We start from the raw sequence: 20,399 nt of genomic DNA, 5'->3' as shown, positions 1-20,399 counted from the left end.
TACAAATCATGAAAAAAGCAATCTTGTTAATCGTATTTTTCATATCGATTTTCTTCACAAGCTGTGAAGAAGTTGTTGATGTTGACTTAGATACTGCTCCATCAAAATTAGTAATCGAAGGCGCCATAAACTGGCAAAAAGGAACCACAGGCGCACAACAAACAATAAAACTAACCACTACAACGGGTTATTTTGAAAATGTAATCCCAACTGTTTCAGAAGCAATTGTATTTGTAAAAAACAGTGCAGGAGAACAATTTGATTTTGTTGAAGTTCCTAATTCAGGCCGATATGTTTGTAATGATTTCAAACCTGTAATCGACGAGCAATATACCTTAACCGTTATTAGCAACGGAAATACTTATACTGCAAGCGAAATCATGAAATCTGTTGCTCCAATAACCCGAATGGAACAAAATAACGAAGGAGGATTTACAGGAAAAGACATTGAAGTAAGGGCTTTTTACAATGATCCTGCAGGTGTAGACAACTTTTATTTGTACAATTACGAATACTCCAATAAGATTACCTCAAATTACTATGTTGATGACGATAAATTTTTTCAGGGCAATGAATTTTTCAGCCTTTCAGATGATGATGAATTAAAACCCGGAGACAAAATCAACATAACACATTATGGTATTTCAAAACAATATTATAACTACATGAGTATTTTGGTTAGTATTGCCGGCAGTAATGTTGGCGGACCATTCCAATCCCCACCTGCCACTGTAAAAGGAAATATCATCAACACGACAGACAAAAGCAATTATCCTTTGGGGTATTTTTCGCTTAGCGAAACCGATTCAAAAACATTTACTATAGAATAAACATGGAAGCCAGAATTGAAAATTTAGCAGAAAAAAAATTAATCGGCAATTACATTAAAATGAATTTTATCGAAAATAAAACATTTCAGTTATGGAATGGTTTTATGCCACGCCGAAAAGAAATCAAAAACTCAATTGACTCTAATTTGTATTCACTTGAAGTATTTCCGGTTGGGCATTTTGATAATTTTGATCCCGGTAGTTCCTTTCAAAAATGGGCTGCGATAGAAGTTACAGACTTTGAAGAAATCCCTTCTGAAATGGAAACATTAATTATTCCGGCTGGTTTATATGCAGTTTTTACACACAAAGGTCCGGCAAGCGAAGGTCACAAAACCTATCATTCTATTTTTGTTGAATGGCTTCCAAATTCAGCATATACGGTTGACGAAAGACCGCATTTTGCAATTATGGGTGAAAAATATAAAAAAGACGATCCAAATTCTGAAGAAGACATCTGGATTCCGATAAAAACCAAATAATAAGATTATGCTCATCGAAACTTTAAAATCGTTATTTAACCGCGACCTGAACAAACTTAAAATAGAGATAGAATCGTACCAAAGTGAAAATCAGCTTTGGGCAATTGATAAAAATATTTCAAATTCTGCAGGAAATCTTTGTTTGCACTTAATAGGAAACATCAATACTTATATTGGTGCAGAACTTGGGAAAACAGGTTATATTCGTGACAGACCTTTGGAATTTTCATTAAAAGATATTCCTAAATCAGAATTAATCAGCAAAATTGATGCTACAATTCTGGTAGTCAATAACGCTCTCGATTCATTAACAGAAGCAGATTTAGAGGCTGTTTATCCACAAATTGTTTTTGAAAAAGAAATGACAACAGGATATTTTCTGGTTCATCTTTCCACACATTTGGCGTATCATTTAGGACAAATTAATTATCATAGACGTCTTATTTAATTTTAGATTGCAGATTAGATTTTAGATTAAAAAAACGCATACTTAAAAATATTTGCCACAGGTTAAAAGATTCATCTATGCTAATCTCTTAATCTTTGACAAAAAATCTAAAATATGAACTCTAAAATCTAAAATACTACCCGTACCTTTGCATCACAAAAAAAATCAGCATGTCATCACACCATATAGTTCGCGACGATCAGGAACCTGCTTTAATTATTGCCAACGGAGCTGCTTGCAATCCCGAATTATTAGGACAATTGCTGGAATGGTCTCCGCTTGTTGTTGTGCTTGATTCTGCTATTGAAAGAGTTATCGAACTGGACATTAAAGTCGACGTACTTTTAGGAGATTTTGATCGTGGTTTTGATCCCGAAATTTATAAAACCTCACAATATCCAATTGAAATTGTATATGCACCGGATCAAAACAAAACAGACCTTGAAAAAGCTTTTGATTATTTGATAGAAAGAAAAATTCCTGCTGTAAACGTTGTCTGGGCGACCGGAAAACGCGCAGATCATACCATTACAAACCTTACCAATATCGTACGTTATCGCGATTTACTTAAAATTGTAATTCTAGACGATCACTCTAAAATATTTTTATTACCCAATAAATTCGAGAAATGGTATACCACCAAAACGCCAATTTCTTTAATACCGATTGGTGTCGTAAATGGTATTTATTCAAAAAACTTACTGTATGAGCTAGAAAACGATACACTTACAATGGGCTACAGAACCGGCAGCAGTAATTCAGTCGCTCAGGACGGAATTGTAACAATCACACACAATAATGGCGATTTATTATTGATGGAATGTATTGATTGATTTGTCATCCTAAGTGTAACATTAACTAAAATTAATCATAGAATTAAAGTTGGAATTTGTGATTTAAAAGAATTGGAATTTACAGAAGCACTTTCCTCCAAAAGGAATGACTATCTTTGCACCCAAATTCACAAAAATGAAAGCAACAGACAATTCTGAAAAAAATATTTTACATCCTCGAAATCTTCATCGCTCCCGTTATGATTTTGAACTTCTTATCGCGAATTGTCCAGAACTAAAAAATCACGTTGCGATCAACATTCACGGAAGTGAGACTATTGATTTCAGTAATCCTGTTTCTGTAAAATTGCTTAACAAAGCATTATTACAAACGTATTACGATATTCAAAACTGGAGTATTCCTAAAAATTATCTTTGCCCGCCAATTCCCGGAAGAGCAGATTATATTCATTATTTAGCTGATTTACTAGCAGAAACCAATAACAGAATTATTCCGCAAGGTTCTTCAGTTTTAGGTTTAGACATAGGAACTGGTGCCAATTGTATTTATCCAATTTTAGGAAATGCCATTTACGACTGGAGTTTTGTAGGAACAGATATAGATCTAAACGCTATTCAAAATTGCAGTAAAATTATTGAGGCAAATCCAAAATTGATCGATGCGATAAGTTTACAGCAACAAACCGAATCACGTTTTATTTTTAAAAACATTATTACTCCGGAAGACCGATTTACCTTTACGATCTGTAATCCTCCTTTTCATTCTTCTGCCGAAGACGCCAACCAAAGTACTGTACGCAAAGTGTCTAACTTAAATCCAAAGGAAAAGAAAAATACAAATCCGGTTTTAAACTTCGGAGGACATAATGCCGAATTATGGTGTGACGGAGGAGAACTTGGCTTTGTAACCCAAATGATTTTTGAAAGCGCCAAATATGCAATGCAATGTTTATGGTTTACAACTTTGGTTTCAAAAAGAGATAATCTTTCGAGCATTTATAGAACCTTAAACAAGGTAAACGCAGCTTCAATAAAAACAATTGATATGGCTCAAGGCCAAAAAACAAGCCGAATTATAGCGTGGACTTTTTTGAGCGAGGCGCAGCAAAAAACATTTAAAATAGAATAAAATTCTTACATATTTATTTTTGCTTACTTTTTTGCATTATTTTTGTACAAATAAATAGGTAATACCTCATTCAGCGTGGCGGTGAAACATCTACCATAAATGTATTTTGGATACATCGCTTTCAGGGTCTATTTTTAAAAACACCAAAGGGCTTAAAAAGCCCTTTTTTTATGCTTATTAATTAAATTGTTTTGTTGTTTACAAATTATAACTTTATGAATACCCTTGAACTTAAAAATATTTTGATTTCTGAAGTAGCAAAAATTGATGATGAATCATCAGCTTTGAAAACAATTTTGGATTGCCGAAAAACCACTCCTAAAAATTATGAGGAACAATATAATGAAGAACTAAAAGTAGCCGAACAAGAAATTCAGAATGGAAATTTTTATTCTCATAATGAGGTTAAAGAGAAAATTAAGACATATCAGCAGAAATTCAAAAATATTATAATTTTGATACTTTAAATCAAAATTATAATACTCGTGAAATTTATATTAATGTTACCTTTAATGTAAATTGAATTTCACCATTATGTCAAAATTACTACCTAAATTTCTTTTATTGTTTCTAATTGTTGGTTGTGCTTCCTCCAAAAAAGTAAAATTTGACGATTATGTTTTTCAGACAAAAAAAGAAAAAAACGCTTATATAACTTCTTACAACAAGGCACTCAAACTTTGGGATGTTCCTTATACCGAAGAAGATATAAAAACTAGTTTTGGAACAGCTCACGTTATTATGGCCGGACCAAAAAATGAAAAACCTTTGGTTTTACTTCACGGAATGGATGCCAGTTCAACAATGTGGTATCCAAATATTAAAGCTTTAGCAAAAAACCATCGTGTTTACGCCATCGACTTTATGATGGAACCTGGAAAATCTACCTTGAGCGCAAAACCCCTTTCACCAGAGGAAATTATTACTTTGTATAACGAAATTTTCAATCATTATAAATTAAAGAACTTTGATATTGTTGCGGCATCACGCGGAGGCTGGATTGCTACATTATTAGCCACACAAAGAAAAAATTCAATAGATAAAATTGTTTTACTGAGTCCGGCACAAACTTTTAAATTTATCGATAAAGTCGGCAAAACGTCATCAGCATTAATGCTGAAACTTTTTCCCAGTGAAAAGAAATTCGGCAAAACATTAGAAACGTTTTCAACGCATCCCGAAAAAATTAGTCCTGTTTATAAAAGACAATTTTATTTGGCAAACAAATACGCAAAATCAAATTCGAGCATGCTTAAAATGCATCCTTTTTCAGATGACGAATTAAAAATGATTGATAATCCGGTTTTGGTTATAATTGGCGATCAAGATGTTATAAATGCCGAAGATAGTTTAGAGCGCGCACAAAAATATTTATCCCACAATAAAACAAAAACAATAAAAGATGCGGGGCATTTTCTAAGTATTGATCAGTCGAAAATTGTGAATGATGCTATGATTGATTTTTTAAAATAGTTTTTTAGCCACAAATTACACGAATGTTCACGAATTATTTTATGTAAAAATCGAAATTCGTGAATTCGTGGCGATCCTTTTTTATAGATTCCAAACTTCGTATATTTACAAAACCAAATTTTTCATACGCCAAAAATGAAGTTTCAAGTTTCCTCAGAATATAGTCCGAAAGGCGATCAGCCACAAGCCATACAAAAATTGGCACAAGGTATTGTCGATGGTGATAAATATCAAACTTTATTGGGAGTTACAGGTTCCGGTAAAACTTTTACAGTTGCCAATGTGATTCAGGAAGTACAAAGGCCTACATTAGTTTTGGCACATAACAAGACTTTGGCGGCACAGTTGTATTCAGAATTCAAACAGTTTTTCCCTAATAATGCTGTTGAATATTTCGTTTCTTACTACGATTATTATCAGCCGGAAGCTTTTATGCCCGTAACAGGTGTTTTCATCGAAAAAGATTTATCTATCAATGAAGAGCTTGAAAAAATGCGTTTGAGCACTACTTCTTCCCTACTTTCAGGACGTCGTGATATTTTGGTCGTAGCTTCGGTTTCTTGTTTGTATGGTATTGGAAATCCTGTTGAGTTTAAGAAAAATGTAATCGAAATTTTCAGAGATCAGGTTATTTCAAGAACCAAACTATTGCACAGTTTAGTACAAAGTTTATATGCCAGAACTGAAGCCGATTTTAATCCCGGAACTTTCAGAATTAAAGGTGATACTGTCGAAGTATATCCAAGTTATGCTGATGATGCATTCAGAATACATTTTTTTGGTGATGAAATTGAAGAAATAGAATCCTTTGATGCTAAGACCTCACAAGTTATTGAAAAATTCAAAAGACTTACGATTTACCCTGCCAACATGTTTGTGACTTCTCCGGAAGTTTTACAAGGTGCTATTTGGGAAATTCAGCAGGATTTGGTAAAACAGGTTGATTATTTTAAAGAAATAGGAAAACATCTCGAAGCAAAACGTTTGGAAGAACGAACCAATTTCGACTTAGAAATGATTCGCGAATTAGGTTATTGCTCCGGAATTGAGAATTACTCGCGTTATCTTGACGGACGCCAAGCGGGAACAAGACCTTTTTGTTTGTTAGATTATTTTCCGAACGATTTTTTAATGGTGGTTGACGAAAGTCACGTAACTGTTTCGCAAGTTCATGCCATGTACGGAGGCGATCGCAGCCGTAAAGAAAACCTGGTTGAATATGGTTTCCGCTTACCTGCCGCAATGGACAACAGACCTTTGAAATTTGAAGAATTTGAAGCCTTGCAAAATCAGGTCATTTATGTATCGGCAACTCCGGCTGATTATGAATTACAAAAATCTGACGGAATTTATGTCGAGCAAATCATTCGTCCGACAGGATTATTAGATCCGGTTATTGAAGTTAGACCGAGTTTAAATCAGATTGATGATTTAATTGAAGAAATTCAGGTACGCTGCGAGTTAGATGAAAGAGTTTTAGTAACTACCTTAACCAAAAGAATGGCTGAGGAACTAGCTAAATATTTAACCAAAGTAAACATTCGCTGCCGTTACATTCACTCAGAAGTTGACACTTTGGAACGAATCGAAATTATGCAGGATTTACGTAAAGGTATTTTTGACGTTTTAATTGGCGTAAACTTACTTCGTGAAGGTCTGGATTTACCCGAAGTTTCGCTTGTAGCAATTCTTGATGCTGATAAAGAAGGTTTTTTACGTAATCATAAATCATTGACCCAAACAATTGGTCGTGCAGCAAGAAATTTAAATGGAAGAGCCATTATGTATGCTGATAAAATTACGGGAAGCATGCAGAAAACCATTGATGAAACGAATTATCGAAGAACAAAACAAATAAACTATAACGTCGAAAATAATGTTACGCCTCAGGCTTTAAACAAAAAAATCGAAAGTGCGTTTACCAAAAATCCTTTAGTAGAATACGAATTAGGACATACACTTTCTGCTGCTGCCGAACCGGAAACGGCTTATATGTCAAAAGCAGAATTAGAAAAAATGATTCGTGAAAAACGAAAATCGATGGAGAAAGCGGCAAAAGAATTAGACTTTCTTCAGGCTGCAAAATTGCGTGATGATATTAAAAAATTACAGGAACAATTGCCTTAATTGTGTTGTTCCTGAAAAACTTTTAATAGCTTTTTAGGATCAATCATTGCATTTGGGGCATTTTTCATTAAATCTAAAACACGTTTTGTAGCCGTTGGGTTTAATCCCATTTCAATGGCAATTTGCTGAATTGCTTTTGCTTCTTTTTCATGCAAAATTCCATCGCAATGCATAATCAAAGCCAATCTGTAAAACTGCTGAATACGCTGAAATTCTGATTTTATAATTTGCGGAATGTTTTCCTGATGAAATAAATCCTGAAAAAGCTTCTGGTCAATATTTAATTCCTGTGCTACAAGCCACAAGAATTCTAATTCGCGTTTGTGCAACTCACCATCGACTGTCGAAAAAGCAATCATTTCTAAAAGTAAACTTCTCTTTTCTTCTTCGGTATTCATCAAATTTATTATTTTTAGCTAAAATATTGTTTTTAAACATAAAACACAAAAAATAGTACGCTTCAAATATATTTACTGTCATATATGAAACTAATAATAAGAGCCTACGACCTTAAATTAAAACATACTTTTAGAATTTCAAGAAAATCAATCGATTTCCAGCCTTCTCTTATTGTTGAATTGCAAGAAGATGATTTTTCAGGTTTTGGAGAAGCAACTTCTAATCCGTACTATAATATTACAATTGAAATTCTTCAAAATGATATTGAACAGATCCGAACTTTAATTGAAGCAACATCAAACGAAACTCCTGATGAATTCTGGAACAAAATAAGTTCCCATTTAGTCCATAACCCTTTTGCCTTATGCGCTTTAGACAATGCCTATCATGACTTATATGCCCGAAAAAAGGACAAGAAATTATATGAATTATGGAATTATGATATTTCACATAATCCGTTAACGAATTATACAATTGGTATTGGAAGCATTGAAAATATGATTGCCAAAATGGAAGAACTTCCGTGGCCAATTTATAAAATAAAACTGGGAACTCCTGATGATATTGCAATCGTAACAGAATTACGAAAACACAGCGACGCCATTTTTAGGGTTGATGCCAATTGCGCCTGGACAGTCGATGAAACTTTGTCGAATGCTGAAATTTTAAAAAGCTTGAATGTTGAATTTATTGAACAACCCTTAAAAGCAAATGATTGGGAAGGACAACGTGAAGTTTTTAAAAACTCGGTTTTACCTGTTATAGCCGATGAAAGTTGTATTACTGAAAGTGATATTACGAAATGTCACAATCATTTTCATGGAGTTAATATAAAACTGATGAAGTGCGGCGGAATTACACCCGGAAAAAGAATGATTGCCGAAGCTAAAAAACTAGGATTAAAAACGATGGTGGGCTGCATGACAGAATCGACTGTTGGAATTTCTGCAATCGCACATTTGCTTCCTGAATTAGATTACGTCGATATGGATGGCGCATTATTATTGGCAGAAGATATTGCCAGCGGTGTTACTATTAAAAATGGAAAAACATATTATCCTGAGAGAACGGGAACGGGAGTAATTTTGTTCTGACATTCTTTTTAAAATAATGTACCTTTGTAAAAAATTAAACGATGACGAACAACGATATCTTAAAAAAACTTCGCGTGGCTTTGATGCTCCGTGATGACCAAATAGTTGAAATTTTAGAATTAGTCGATTTTAGAATTACAAAATCAGAATTGGGAGCTTTTTTCAGAGCTGAAGATCATGAAAATTACATGGAATGCGGAGATCAGGTTTTGCGCAATTTCCTTAACGGATTGGTAATTCATTTGAGAGGTACAAAAGAAAACCCTAAAAACCCTAATGATGTTTTAGCCAAACATAAAGCTGAAATCCCAAAAAAGGAAACTTCTAAGGAAAGACCTGAATTTAAAGCAAGCGCTAAAGATGCTGAAAAAGGAAGAGGCGATAAAGCACCTTCTAAAACAGGAACTGCGGCTAAAAAACCTTTTAAGAAAAAACCAGCTTCACCAAAAATTCAGGTTGTAGAAAAAGTGGTTTACAAAAACGGTAAAAATAAAAAATAGTTTCGTTCGATACGTGGTTTAACCGCAAAGAGCGCAATGATTTACGCAAAGTTCGCAAGGCTATATTTAGCTTTGCGAACTTTTCCGTTTAAAGGGATTATAACTATTATAACTACAATCCTATCTTCAAATATAGCGCGGTTTCAACCGCGGGAACCCAACGCATATCATACAATATATCTGGACATCCCCGCGGTTGAAACCGCGGGCTATATTCGCAAAGTTTTATCATAAAGCTTTGCGTCCCAAGGCTTCGGGATGCGTTTATATAAAATCCTATAAACAAAAAACTTGCGCTCTTCGCGGTTAAATCAAAAAACCTAAATTTTATTTTCTTCTATTTTCTCAAAGAAAGAATCCTTAAAAGTGGCACCAATTGGCAGTTCTTTTCCATTTATAAATACAGAAAAATTATCTGTTGATTCAATATGTTTCAAAGAAATAACATATGATTTATGTATCTGAATAAAATCTGCTAAAGGCAATGATTCTACTACATTTTTTAAGGATGAATGTGTAATGATCTGTTGTTGGTTCGTATGAATACAAACATAATTCTGAAGGCTTTCTACATACAAAATATCACTCAGGAAAATCTTCTGAAATTTATTCTTTCCATCGGTTTTAATGAATAAAAAATCGGGTGCAGTATTCTGAGCAGCAACAACTGTTTTTTGTTCGGAATTCAATTTTGTGACAGCCTGATAAAAGCGTTCAAATGAAATTGGTTTTAATAAATAATCAACCGCATTTAACTCAAATCCTTCTAAAGCAAAATCAGGATATGCTGTGGTAAAAATCACCTTTATATCTTTTGAAATGATTCTTGAAATCTGTAAACCTGTCAATTGAGGCATTTGAATATCCAAAAAAATAACATCAACATTTTGTGTATTTAAAAATTCTAATGCTTTTAATGAATCATTAAAAACGGCTGCTTTTTCTAAGAAATTTACTTTTCCAATATAATTTTCGAGAATACGCGTTGCAGGCGGTTCATCATCAACAATAATACATTTTAAAGCCATAAATTATTTTTTTAGGGGTATTTTCAAGTAGGTTTTAAAGATATTGTTTTCTTCTGTTTTTTCAAGTACAAATTGGTCTTTATAGGTGTACTCTAACCTTTTTGTCAGGTTTTCAAAACCAATTCCGGTTGAAGAATAATTTTCACCTCCAACATTATAATTAAAAGTTGAAATTTCTAAAAAATCCTCTTTTATGCGGATTGAAATAACTGCTTTTTCTTCTTCACTATTAAATTTTCCGTGCTTAAAAACATTCTCTACAAAATGAATTAACGCCGACGAAAGAACTTTTTCATTCGAATAATTTCCTTCAATAGTAAAATCCAAAAACAACTGATCTTCAAATCGTTTTTTCTGTAAATGAATGTAGTTTTGAATAAATTGAATTTCTTTTAAAAGCACCGCTTCATCTTTGTCAGTTTCTGTAATCACGTAGCGAAGCAAATCGGAAAGAACCAGAACGTCTGCCGCCATTTCATCCTCTTTCAGAATCAGCTGACTGTAAAAAGAATTTAATGTATTAAACAAAAAATGGGGACTAACCTGCGCTTTCAGCATTTGAAATTCAGCTTTTTTGTTTTCTAAAAGTAATTCCTGATTTTGTTGCTGTGTATGCTGGAACTGCCAAAACAAATAACTCAGCATGCTAAAAATAACAGACGGTAAACCAAAGAAAAAATTGTCTTTAATGTAAAAGATTATTTCTCTGCTTCTTTCAGAATAATTATGAACTCCCGTAAATTGAAACATAATCACTTCCTGAAAAAAGTATCTGACACCCGCAAAAATGAGTAAAGAAAATGGAATACTCAAAAAGTAAAAATGAATTTTCTTTTTATTGAGAAACCAATCGCATACCGTATAAAAATTGATAATATAAACCACAAAAACGGAAAGAATAAAAGTCGAGGTCATCCAGAAATAGAACGTGGTCTCCTGTACCATCTCAATTCGGTTGTTGATTCCGTAATCCCAGAGACAGTAAGTTAAAAACAATCCGAGAAAAAGAATGATATGGTAGTAAAAAGGAATTTTAAGCTTCATAATATCAGTTATAAGTTCAAAAATACAATTATGACTTTAAAGAAAAACGTTGTTTATATAAAACCTTACTTTTTTACTGACCAACCGTGGAAAACGTTACACGAAAATTTTTAAAACAAAATTTCAGCAGTTGATCCAATGAAACTTGTGGTTCATCAAAAACGAAAAAAAAGCTTGAAATCTGCCTCTACATTTGCAATGAATTTAAATACAAAATCACCATGCAAAAAATCATTTTATTACTAGTCCTTTTTACATTTAACCTATCATCTGCTCAAACGAAAAAGAAACAAATTCTGTTAATCGGAACTTTTCATTTTGCAAATCCGGGAAATGATATCGCTCAAATCAAAACGTTCAACATTATGTCTGAGAAAAGCCAAAAAGAACTTGAAACTATAAGTGACAAAATCAAGAAATTTGGGCCAGATAAAATTTTTGTCGAATGGAAATTTACCCAACAAAATGAATTAGACAAGTTTTATAATAAAAACACAGACAGTCTTTTTAAAAATAGTAAAAATGAAATTACGCAGTTAGCACTTCGTACTGCTAAAAAATTGAATCACAAAAAATTATATGGAATTGATTACCGCACCCGCTTTCCATATGACAGTTTAATGATGAGCATGGAAAAAGCTGATCAGAAGGATTTAATGGAAAAGAACACAAAAATGACGGAAAAATTCGAGAAGGATCAAAACGAAAGAATTTCAAAAAGTACTTTAACCGAACTTATGCTTTACTTTAATAAAAAAGAAACTGACAGAGAGAATATACAATGGTACTTAGAAGTCGCAAACAGAACCGGAAAACCAGATGATTTTACAGGTGCTTCTTTAGTTGCAAATTGGTACAAGCGAAACTTATATATGTATTCTTTAGTTCAAAAATTAACAGAAAGCAAAGACGAAAAAATAATGGTTTTACTTGGTGCAGGCCATGCTGCAATGCTGAAAGAATTTATCGAAAATGATCCAACATTTGAACTTGTAGAATTGTCTACAGTTTTGAAATAATTAATTTAACCGCAAAGGTTTACGCAAAGCACGCAAGGTTTTTTAGCCAAACAACTTTGCTTTATAAAAAAGATTGTAACTATAATCCTATTTTCAAATATAGCCCGCAGTTTCAACCGCGGGAGCCCAACGCATATCATACAATATATCTGGACGTCCCCGTGGTTGAAACCACGGGCTATGCTGAAATACAATCCGTGAAATTTTATTGATTTAGCTTTGTGTTTGTATTCACAATCCTTCAAAAAACCTTGGCGTCCTTTGCGGTTAAAAACAAAAAAAAATCCCTTCGAATATCGAAGGGATTCCTAATATAATTGAATTTCTTATTTGATTAAGATAATGCAGCTTTAACTTGGTCTGCAGCTTCTTGAAACTGAACAGCAGATAAGATTGGCATACCAGAATTGTCAATTAATTCTTTTGCAATTTCAGCATTTGTTCCTTGCAAACGAACGATAATTGGCACTTTAATAGCATCACCCATATTTTTGTAAGCGTCAACAACTCCTTGCGCCACACGGTCACAACGAACGATTCCACCAAAAATATTAATTAAAATTGCTTTTACGTTTGGATCTTTTAAGATAATACGGAAAGCAGTTTCAACACGTTTTGCATCAGCAGTTCCACCAACGTCTAAGAAGTTAGCAGGCTCAAAACCAGCATATTTAATTAAGTCCATAGTTGCCATTGCAAGACCAGCTCCGTTTACCATACATCCTACAGTACCGTCAAGATCTACATAGTTCAATCCTACTTCTTTAGCTTCAACTTCGATTGGGTTCTCCTCACGGATATCTCTCATTTCAGCATATTTTGGTTGTCTGTATAAAGCATTATCATCGATATTTACTTTAGCATCTACAGCCATAATTTTGTTATCAGATGTTTTCAAAACCGGGTTGATTTCAAACATAGAAGCATCAGAACCAATGTAAGCATTGTAAAGTGCGTCGATGAATTTCACCATTTCTTTGAAAGCATTTCCAGAAAGACCTAAGTTAAAAGCAATTCTTCTTGCCTGAAAACCTTGTAATCCAACAGATGGATCAACTTCTTCAGTAAAAATTAAGTGTGGTGTGTGCTCAGCAACTTCTTCGATATCCATTCCACCTTCAGTAGAATACATGATCATGTTACGACCTGTTGCTCTATTCAATAAAACAGAAACATAGAATTCAGAAGTTTCACTCTCACCAGGATAGTAAACATCTTCAGCTACTAAAACTTTGTTTACTTTTTTACCCTCTGCAGAAGTTTGAGGAGTAATCAATTGCATTCCGATAATTTGTCCTGCAATTTCTTCAACTTGTTGCAAGTTTTTAGCTAACTTAACTCCACCACCTTTTCCACGACCACCTGCGTGAATTTGTGCTTTTATTACGTGCCATCCTGTTCCGGTTTCGGCAGTTAATTGTTTTGCAGCAGCCACAGCTTCAACTGCATTGTTAGCCACAATTCCGCGTTGAATGCGTACTCCGTAACTTGCTAAAATTTCTTTTCCTTGATATTCGTGTATGTTCATAATATAGAATTTGTCTGGTTCTGAATTTAGTTCAGAATAAAAGTGCGACAAAAATAGCAAAATTCAACTTAATAGTAAAATGTTTTTCAATTAAAAAAACCACTCTGATACATATTAGATTGTTATTCTTTTTAAAAGAAAACAAACGGTTAAACAATTGTATGTAAATTGTTAACTAAAAAACACTATTTCGTTTGAAATTTAACAAAACCATCAGTGATTTCAATAGCTCCCAAAGGATTTTTCCTAATATAATTTAAAACATATTGTGATTTTATCATTTAGCAATGGTTTCTATAATATTATTATCATTTAAGAACTCTTTTTCTACTATTACAACAAAAATGTAAGTGAAAATAGATTTTTGATACATTATGTTTAACGAAATCTTTATTTTTGTAGAAAAAATATCAAGAATGAGAGTTAAAGAACAAGGGCTTTATTTGCCTGAATTTGAACACGACAATTGTGGTGCAGGATTTATTTGTAATTTGAATGGTATTAAATCTAATGACATCATTCACAAAGCATTGGACATCTTAATAAAATTGGAACATCGTGGTGCAGTAAGTTCTGACGGACGAACTGGTGATGGTGCAGGAATTTTATTTGATATCCCTCATGACTTCTTTAAAAAAGTATGTGACTTTGAAATCCCTGAAACGCGTGAGTATGCAGTAGGAATGGTTTTTTTACCAAAAAGCAAAAACCAGGTATCTTTTTGCATGAAAACATTTGAATCAACAGTTAAAGATCAGAACTTAAAGATCTTAGGCTGGAGAGATGTACCTGTTGAAGTGGAGAATTTAGGGCAGATTGCCGCAGAAAAAGAACCAACAGTTAAACAGGTTTTTGTTAGCAAAAACGGTCAGGAGTTAACTGAAAATGAATTTAATGCAAAACTTTTTGCAGCTAGAAAAATTGCTGAACATGCTATTAGAGGATCAAAAACCTCTGAAAGCCATATGTTTTATTTCTCTAGTTTATCGACAACTACCATAATATATAAAGGTTTATTGATGCCGGAAGACATCAGCCGTTATTATGTTGACTTAAAAGATCCCGATTTAGTGACGCGTTTGGCGCTTGTACACCAACGTTTCTCTACAAATACTTTCCCTTCATGGGATTTAGCACAGCCATTTAGATACATGTGTCATAATGGTGAAATCAATACGCTTCGTGGAAACGTAAGCCGTATGCGTGCCCGTGAAGAATTAATGCAAAGCAAAGTTTTTGGTGATGACATCAAAAAATTATTCCCAATTATCTTAGAAGGAAAATCAGATTCTGCTTCTATGGATATGGTGGTGGAACTTTTATTAATGACTGGCCGTTCATTGCCTGAAGCGATGATGATGGTTGTTCCTGAAGCTTGGGAAAAACACCAAACCATGTCTCCTGAAAAAAGAGCATTCTACGAGTTTAACGCTTGTATTATGGAACCTTGGGATGGTCCTGCTTCTATTCCGTTTACAGATGGTAACGTAATTGGTGCTTTATTAGACAGAAATGGATTGCGTCCTTCTCGTTATACTTTAACAAAAAGCGGTTTTGTAATCATGTCATCAGAAATTGGTGTATTGGATATTGATCCCGAAGATGTAATTCAGCACGGTCGTTTAGAGCCAGGAAAGATGTTCCTAGTGGATATGAACGAAGGTCGTATTATTGAGGATGAAGAAGTTAAAAAAGCGATAGTTACAAAACGCCCTTATCAGGAATGGCTAGACGCAAACTTATTGCCTTTATCTAAAGTTCCGTACACAAATAATCCTACTCCGGTTGAGAAACTTGATTTCTTAACGAGACAAAAATTATTTGGTTATACAATTGAAGATTTAAAAACAATCATCAACCCAATGGGTGGCCAGGGAGCTGAAGCAATCAGTTCTATGGGTAACGACACGCCTTTGGCGGTTTTATCAGATCAGCCTCAATTGTTGTACAACTATTTCAAACAATTATTTGCTCAGGTTACCAACCCGCCTTTGGATGGTATTCGTGAAGAAATCATTACTGATATCAGTTTAGCAGTTGGTGGAGATTTCAATATTTTTGAAATTGAATCAAAACAATGTAAAAAACTAAAAATCCAAAATCCGGTTATTTCTAACGAGGATTTAGATAAAATAAGAAACATTGATCACGCAGATTTTAAATCGGCTACAATTTCTACTTTATATAAAATAGAAAAAGGAGTTAATGGTTTAGAGCGCGCTCTTGAAAAATGTGTTCAGGCAACATACAAAGCAGTTTCTGAAGGTTGCAATGTTATCATATTATCAGACAGAGGTGTTAGTGAGCAAATGGCTCCAATTCCTATGTTATTGGCTTGTTCTTACATTCACCACTCTTTGAACATTTTACAGGTTCGTTCAAAATTCGGAATCATAATCGAATCTGCTGAACCTCGTGAACCGCATCATTTTGCTTTATTGTTCGGATACGGTGCAAGTGCGATCAATCCATACATGGTAAATGAAATCATTCACGATCAGGTAAACCAAGGATTTATTAAAGGTGTAAAAGCTGATTATGCAATTGTAAATTACAACAAAGCGATTGCAAAAGGAATCGTTAAAATCATGAACAAAATTGGTATCTCTACTTTACATTCTTACAGAGCTGCCCAGATTTTCGAGATTTTAGGTTTAAACAAAACATTTACTTCTAAATATTTCCCTTACACACCTTCAAGAATCGAAGGAATTGGTTTGATGGAAGTAGAAAAAGAAGTGAAGAAACGTTTTCAAAAAGCTTTTCCAAATTCAAAAGTGGCCAATTTGCTTCCTTTAGAAATTGGAGGAATTTACAGATGGAGACGTGGTGGAGAAAAACACATGTTTAATCCAACAACTATTGCTAAATTACAACAAGCTGTTCGTTTGAACAGTCCTGAAAGTTATAAAGAATACTCTAATATGGTTAATGAGCAAAGCTCTAACCTAATGACTATTAGAGGAATGTTTGAATTCAATAATTTAGATCCAATTTCTATTGATGAAGTAGAACCTTGGACAGAAATTGTAAAAAAATTCAAAACAGGTGCAATGTCTTACGGATCTATCAGTAGAGAAGCACACGAGAATTTAGCAATTGCAATGAACAGAATTGGCGGAAAAAGTAACTCTGGAGAAGGTGGAGAAGATCCAAAACGTTTCCAGAAAGAAATTAACGGAGATTCCAGAAACAGTGCGATCAAACAAGTTGCTTCGGGACGTTTTGGTGTTTCGATCAACTATTTAACAAACGCTAAAGAAATTCAGATTAAAATGGCTCAAGGGGCAAAACCTGGAGAAGGTGGTCAGCTTCCTGGAGAAAAAGTAGTGCCTTGGATTGCCGAAACTAGAAACTCTACGCCTTATGTAGGTTTGATTTCGCCTCCGCCTCACCACGATATTTATTCTATTGAGGATTTATCTCAATTAATTTATGATTTGAAAAATGCAAATCGTGAAGCACGTGTAAACGTAAAATTAGTTTCTGAAGTGGGTGTTGGAACTATTGCTGCCGGTGTTGCCAAAGCAAAAGCTGACGTTATTCTTATTTCAGGTTATGATGGAGGAACGGGTGCTGCACCATTAACTTCATTACAACACACTGGAATTCCGTGGGAACTTGGTTTAGCAGAAGCTCAGCAAACTTTGATCTTAAATGATTTAAGAAGCCGTGTGGTTTTAGAGTGCGACGGACAATTAAAAACAGGTCGTGACGTAGCTATTGCTGCATTATTAGGAGCTGAAGAATTTGGTTTTGCTACCGCTCCGCTTGTTGCTTCTGGTTGTATTATGATGAGAGCCTGTCACTTAAATACCTGCCCGGTTGGTATTGCAACTCAGGATCCTGAATTGAGAAAAAATTTCAAGGGAACTCCAGAGCATGTAATCAACTTTATGTATTTTATTGCTGAAGAATTAAGAGAAATCATGGCGCAATTAGGTTTCAGAACCTTAAAAGAAATGGTAGGTCAGTCACAAAAATTAAATGTGAATAAAGCGATCAAACATTACAAAGCCAATGGTTTAGATTTATCTTCAATTCTATACAAACCGGAAAAAGCGAAAACGGTTCCGAATCACAATACGACTGAGCAGGATCACCAACTTGAAAATGTATTGGATTTTGCAATCATCAAAGAAGCGATTCCTTCTATTTATAGAAAAGAAAAAACAAGAGTTACATTTAAAATTAAAAATACAGACCGTTCTGTAGGTGCCATTTTGAGTAATGAAATCTCAAAAATCTATGGTGCACAAGGATTACCTGATGACACTATTTTAGTTGATTTTGAAGGTTCTGCCGGACAAAGTTTTGGTGCTTTTGCAACAAACGGATTGTCGTTTAAAATTCACGGAAACTGTAATGATTATTTAGGAAAAGGGCTTTCCGGAGGAAAATTGATTATCAAAGTCCCTCCTACAGCAACCTTCAAACCTGAAGAAAACATCATTATTGGTAACGTTGCCCTTTACGGAGCTATTACCGGAGAGGCTTATATTAATGGAATGGCCGGAGAGCGTTTTTGTGTGAGAAATTCTGGAGCAACTGCTGTTGTTGAAGGAATTGGAGATCACGGATGCGAGTACATGACCGGTGGTACAGTGGTTGTTTTAGGGAAAACAGGAAGAAACTTCGCGGCTGGTATGAGCGGTGGTGTAGCTTATGTTTACGATCCAAATCAAAAATTTGATTCAACATTATGTAACATGGAAATGGTTGCATTTGATCCGATAGAAGAAGAGGATGTTACAAAACTAAGACGATTGATTAAAAACCATTCATTGTACACAAGCAGTCCATTAGCAAAAAGAATTTTAGCAGACTGGGAAAATGAGCAGAAACATTTCGTAAAAGTAATGCCAACTGATTACAAAAAAGCATTACAACGAATTGCAGAAGAGAAAAAAATAGAAGAATTAATAGCTGGATAAAAATCAATTTCAAAAAATAAAATTCCAAATTCCAATGGCAATATCAATGCCTATAGTAATAAAAAATTGGAATTTGGAATTTAAAGAAATTGGAATTTTAATTAAAAATGTCATGGGTAAAATAGGCGGATTTAAAGAATATAACAGAGCCGACGAAAGTAATCTTGCAGTAGCAGAACGTGTTTCTAACTACAACGAATTTACTATTCCGTTAGCAAAAGATAAAGTAAAAGAACAAGGTTCAAGATGTATGGATTGTGGTATTCCTTTTTGCCACAGTGGTTGTCCGTTAGGAAATTTAATTCCTGACTTCAACGACATGGTACATCAGGAAGAATGGCAGGGTGCATTAGAAATTTTGCAGTCTACTAATAATTTCCCGGAATTCACAGGTCGCTTATGCCCTGCTCCATGTGAAAAAGCATGTGTATTAGGAATCATAAAAGATCCTGTTTCTATCGAAAACATCGAAAAAAACATTGTTGAAATTGGTTTTGCGGAAGGATGGATCAAACCACAAGCACCAAAAACAAGAACAGGAAAAACTGTTGCCGTTATTGGTTCTGGCCCTGCCGGATTAGCTGCTGCTCAACAATTAAACAGAGCCGGACACACAGTTACGGTTTTTGAAAGAGACAATGCAATTGGAGGTTTATTACGTTACGGAATTCCAAATTTCAAATTAGAAAAAGGAATTATCGACAGACGTGTAGCAATCCTTGAAGCTGAAGGAATTACTTTTAAAACCAATGTAAATGTTGGTGTAAACTTTAGTATTGAAGAACTAAACGCTTTTGACTCTATCGTTTTATGCGGAGGAGCAACAGAAAGAAGAAGTTTGCCAACTAAAGGAATCGAAAGCAAAGGTGTTGTTCAGGCAATGGATTTCTTAACGCAACAAACGAAAGTTTTATACGGAGAGTCAATTCCTGATCAGGTTAAAGCAACCGGAAAAAATGTAATCGTTATTGGTGGTGGAGACACAGGATCTGACTGCGTTGGAACTTCAAACAGACACGGTGCAAAATCGGTAACAAATTTTGAGATTTTACCAAAACCTCCGGTTGGAAGAAGCGAATCAACTCCTTGGCCTTTCTGGCCGTTGCAGTTGAAAACATCTTCTTCTCACGAAGAAGGTTGCGACAGAAACTGGTTAATTAATACTAAAGAATTCATTTCTAATGATAAAGGAGAATTAACTGGATTAAAAACCGTTGAAGTAGCATGGAAAATGACTCCTGGACAAAGACCTGAATTAATCGAAAAAGAAGGTTCTGAAAAAATCTGGCCTTGCGAATTAGCTTTATTGGCTCTTGGATTTACAGGCCCGGAGAAAACGTTAAGCGAGCAATTAGGTCTTGAATTAGATATGAGAAGCAACTATCAGGCAAAAAATTATCAAACAAATGTTCCGCACATTTTCACTGCAGGTGATATGAGAAGAGGACAATCGTTAATAGTTTGGGCAATTTCTGAAGGTCGCGAAGCGGCAAGAGAAGTAGATTTGTTCTTAATGGGATCTACCAACCTTCCAACTAAAGGAAACGGAGACTTACCGAGTTTATAATTA

17 protein-coding genes are annotated in these 20,399 nt (G+C 34.3%); 13 read left to right on the top strand and 4 right to left on the bottom strand.

All coding sequences use genetic code 11. The features are described from left to right. Window positions 1-8 precede the first annotated feature (8 nt). From BUE22_RS00960 to uvrB, 8 genes are all read left to right on the top strand, one after another. Window positions 9-830 carry a DUF4249 domain-containing protein gene (locus BUE22_RS00960; protein ID WP_073394245.1) on the top strand — a complete coding sequence of 274 codons (822 nt, stop codon included), beginning with the start codon at window positions 9-11 and terminating at the stop codon, window positions 828-830. A 2-nt stretch (window positions 831-832) separates the two neighbouring features. Continuing rightward, complete coding sequence (locus BUE22_RS00955; RefSeq protein ID WP_073393070.1) at window positions 833-1,312, top strand: GyrI-like domain-containing protein; 480 nt, start codon at window positions 833-835, stop codon at window positions 1,310-1,312. 7 nt (window positions 1,313-1,319) lie between these two features. After that, the gene (locus BUE22_RS00950; protein ID WP_073393068.1) at window positions 1,320-1,760 is read left to right on the top strand and encodes a DinB family protein; all 441 of its coding nucleotides are present in this window, start codon (window positions 1,320-1,322) and stop codon (window positions 1,758-1,760) included. A gap of 170 nt (window positions 1,761-1,930) precedes the next feature. Continuing rightward, window positions 1,931-2,593 carry a thiamine diphosphokinase gene (locus tag BUE22_RS00945; protein WP_073393066.1) on the top strand — a complete coding sequence of 221 codons (663 nt, stop codon included), beginning with the start codon at window positions 1,931-1,933 and terminating at the stop codon, window positions 2,591-2,593. 136 nt (window positions 2,594-2,729) lie between these two features. Next, on the top strand, window positions 2,730-3,683 hold the full coding sequence (gene rlmF, locus BUE22_RS00940) for a 23S rRNA (adenine(1618)-N(6))-methyltransferase RlmF (RefSeq protein ID WP_073393064.1): 954 nt from the start codon (window positions 2,730-2,732) through the stop codon (window positions 3,681-3,683). A gap of 215 nt (window positions 3,684-3,898) precedes the next feature. Further along, a complete protein-coding gene (locus BUE22_RS00935; protein ID WP_073393062.1) occupies window positions 3,899-4,150 on the top strand; it encodes a hypothetical protein in 252 nt (83 codons plus the stop codon). 67 nt (window positions 4,151-4,217) lie between these two features. Further along, window positions 4,218-5,156, top strand: a complete 939-nt coding sequence (locus tag BUE22_RS00930; RefSeq protein WP_042566555.1) for an alpha/beta fold hydrolase — start codon at window positions 4,218-4,220, stop codon at window positions 5,154-5,156. 135 nt (window positions 5,157-5,291) lie between these two features. Next, window positions 5,292-7,283, top strand: coding sequence for an excinuclease ABC subunit UvrB (gene uvrB / locus BUE22_RS00925; RefSeq protein ID WP_073393060.1), 1,992 nt, complete (start codon window positions 5,292-5,294; stop codon window positions 7,281-7,283). Here the strand turns inward: uvrB and BUE22_RS00920 are convergent. Then, window positions 7,280-7,681 carry an excinuclease ABC subunit B gene (locus BUE22_RS00920; RefSeq protein ID WP_073393058.1) on the bottom strand — a complete coding sequence of 134 codons (402 nt, stop codon included), beginning with the start codon at window positions 7,679-7,681 and terminating at the stop codon, window positions 7,280-7,282. The genes uvrB and BUE22_RS00920 overlap by 4 nt on opposite strands. Before the next feature lie 84 nt (window positions 7,682-7,765). Between BUE22_RS00920 and BUE22_RS00915 the strand changes: the two genes are divergently transcribed. Both BUE22_RS00915 and BUE22_RS00910 read left to right on the top strand, forming a co-directional pair. Then, window positions 7,766-8,776 carry a dipeptide epimerase gene (locus BUE22_RS00915; protein WP_073393056.1) on the top strand — a complete coding sequence of 337 codons (1,011 nt, stop codon included), beginning with the start codon at window positions 7,766-7,768 and terminating at the stop codon, window positions 8,774-8,776. Between the two features lie 41 nt (window positions 8,777-8,817). Then, window positions 8,818-9,276, top strand: a complete 459-nt coding sequence (locus BUE22_RS00910) for a DUF1456 family protein (RefSeq protein ID WP_073393054.1) — start codon at window positions 8,818-8,820, stop codon at window positions 9,274-9,276. Between the two features lie 320 nt (window positions 9,277-9,596). Here BUE22_RS00910 and BUE22_RS00905 read toward each other — a convergent pair whose 3' ends face one another. Together BUE22_RS00905 and BUE22_RS00900 are read right to left on the bottom strand one after the other, a co-directional pair. Then, window positions 9,597-10,304, bottom strand: a complete 708-nt coding sequence (locus BUE22_RS00905; RefSeq protein WP_073393052.1) for a LytR/AlgR family response regulator transcription factor — start codon at window positions 10,302-10,304, stop codon at window positions 9,597-9,599. Window positions 10,305-10,307: 3 nt separating this feature from the next. Next, window positions 10,308-11,348 (bottom strand): sensor histidine kinase, encoded by a 1,041-nt coding sequence (locus BUE22_RS00900; protein ID WP_073393050.1) that lies wholly within the window; start codon window positions 11,346-11,348, stop codon window positions 10,308-10,310. 221 nt (window positions 11,349-11,569) lie between these two features. On the opposite strand from BUE22_RS00900, the gene BUE22_RS00895 reads away from it, so the two are divergent. Further along, complete coding sequence (locus BUE22_RS00895) at window positions 11,570-12,367, top strand: DUF5694 domain-containing protein (protein WP_073393048.1); 798 nt, start codon at window positions 11,570-11,572, stop codon at window positions 12,365-12,367. Window positions 12,368-12,701: 334 nt separating this feature from the next. On the opposite strand, the gene sucC is transcribed toward BUE22_RS00895, so the two are convergent. Beyond that, the gene (gene sucC, locus BUE22_RS00890; protein WP_042566560.1) at window positions 12,702-13,895 is read right to left on the bottom strand and encodes an ADP-forming succinate--CoA ligase subunit beta; all 1,194 of its coding nucleotides are present in this window, start codon (window positions 13,893-13,895) and stop codon (window positions 12,702-12,704) included. Between the two features lie 416 nt (window positions 13,896-14,311). On the opposite strand from sucC, the gene gltB reads away from it, so the two are divergent. Both gltB and BUE22_RS00880 read left to right on the top strand, forming a co-directional pair. Further along, window positions 14,312-18,829, top strand: coding sequence for a glutamate synthase large subunit (gene gltB, locus BUE22_RS00885; protein ID WP_073394244.1), 4,518 nt, complete (start codon window positions 14,312-14,314; stop codon window positions 18,827-18,829). Window positions 18,830-18,941: 112 nt separating this feature from the next. Beyond that, entirely contained in the window at window positions 18,942-20,396 is a 1,455-nt protein-coding gene (locus BUE22_RS00880; protein WP_073394243.1) for a glutamate synthase subunit beta, read from the top strand. Window positions 20,397-20,399 lie beyond the last annotated feature (3 nt).

It is taken from the genome of Flavobacterium pectinovorum (assembly GCF_900142715.1).
GTDB lineage: Bacteria > Bacteroidota > Bacteroidia > Flavobacteriales > Flavobacteriaceae > Flavobacterium > Flavobacterium pectinovorum.
This window is presented reverse-complemented; position numbering and strand designations above follow the sequence as displayed.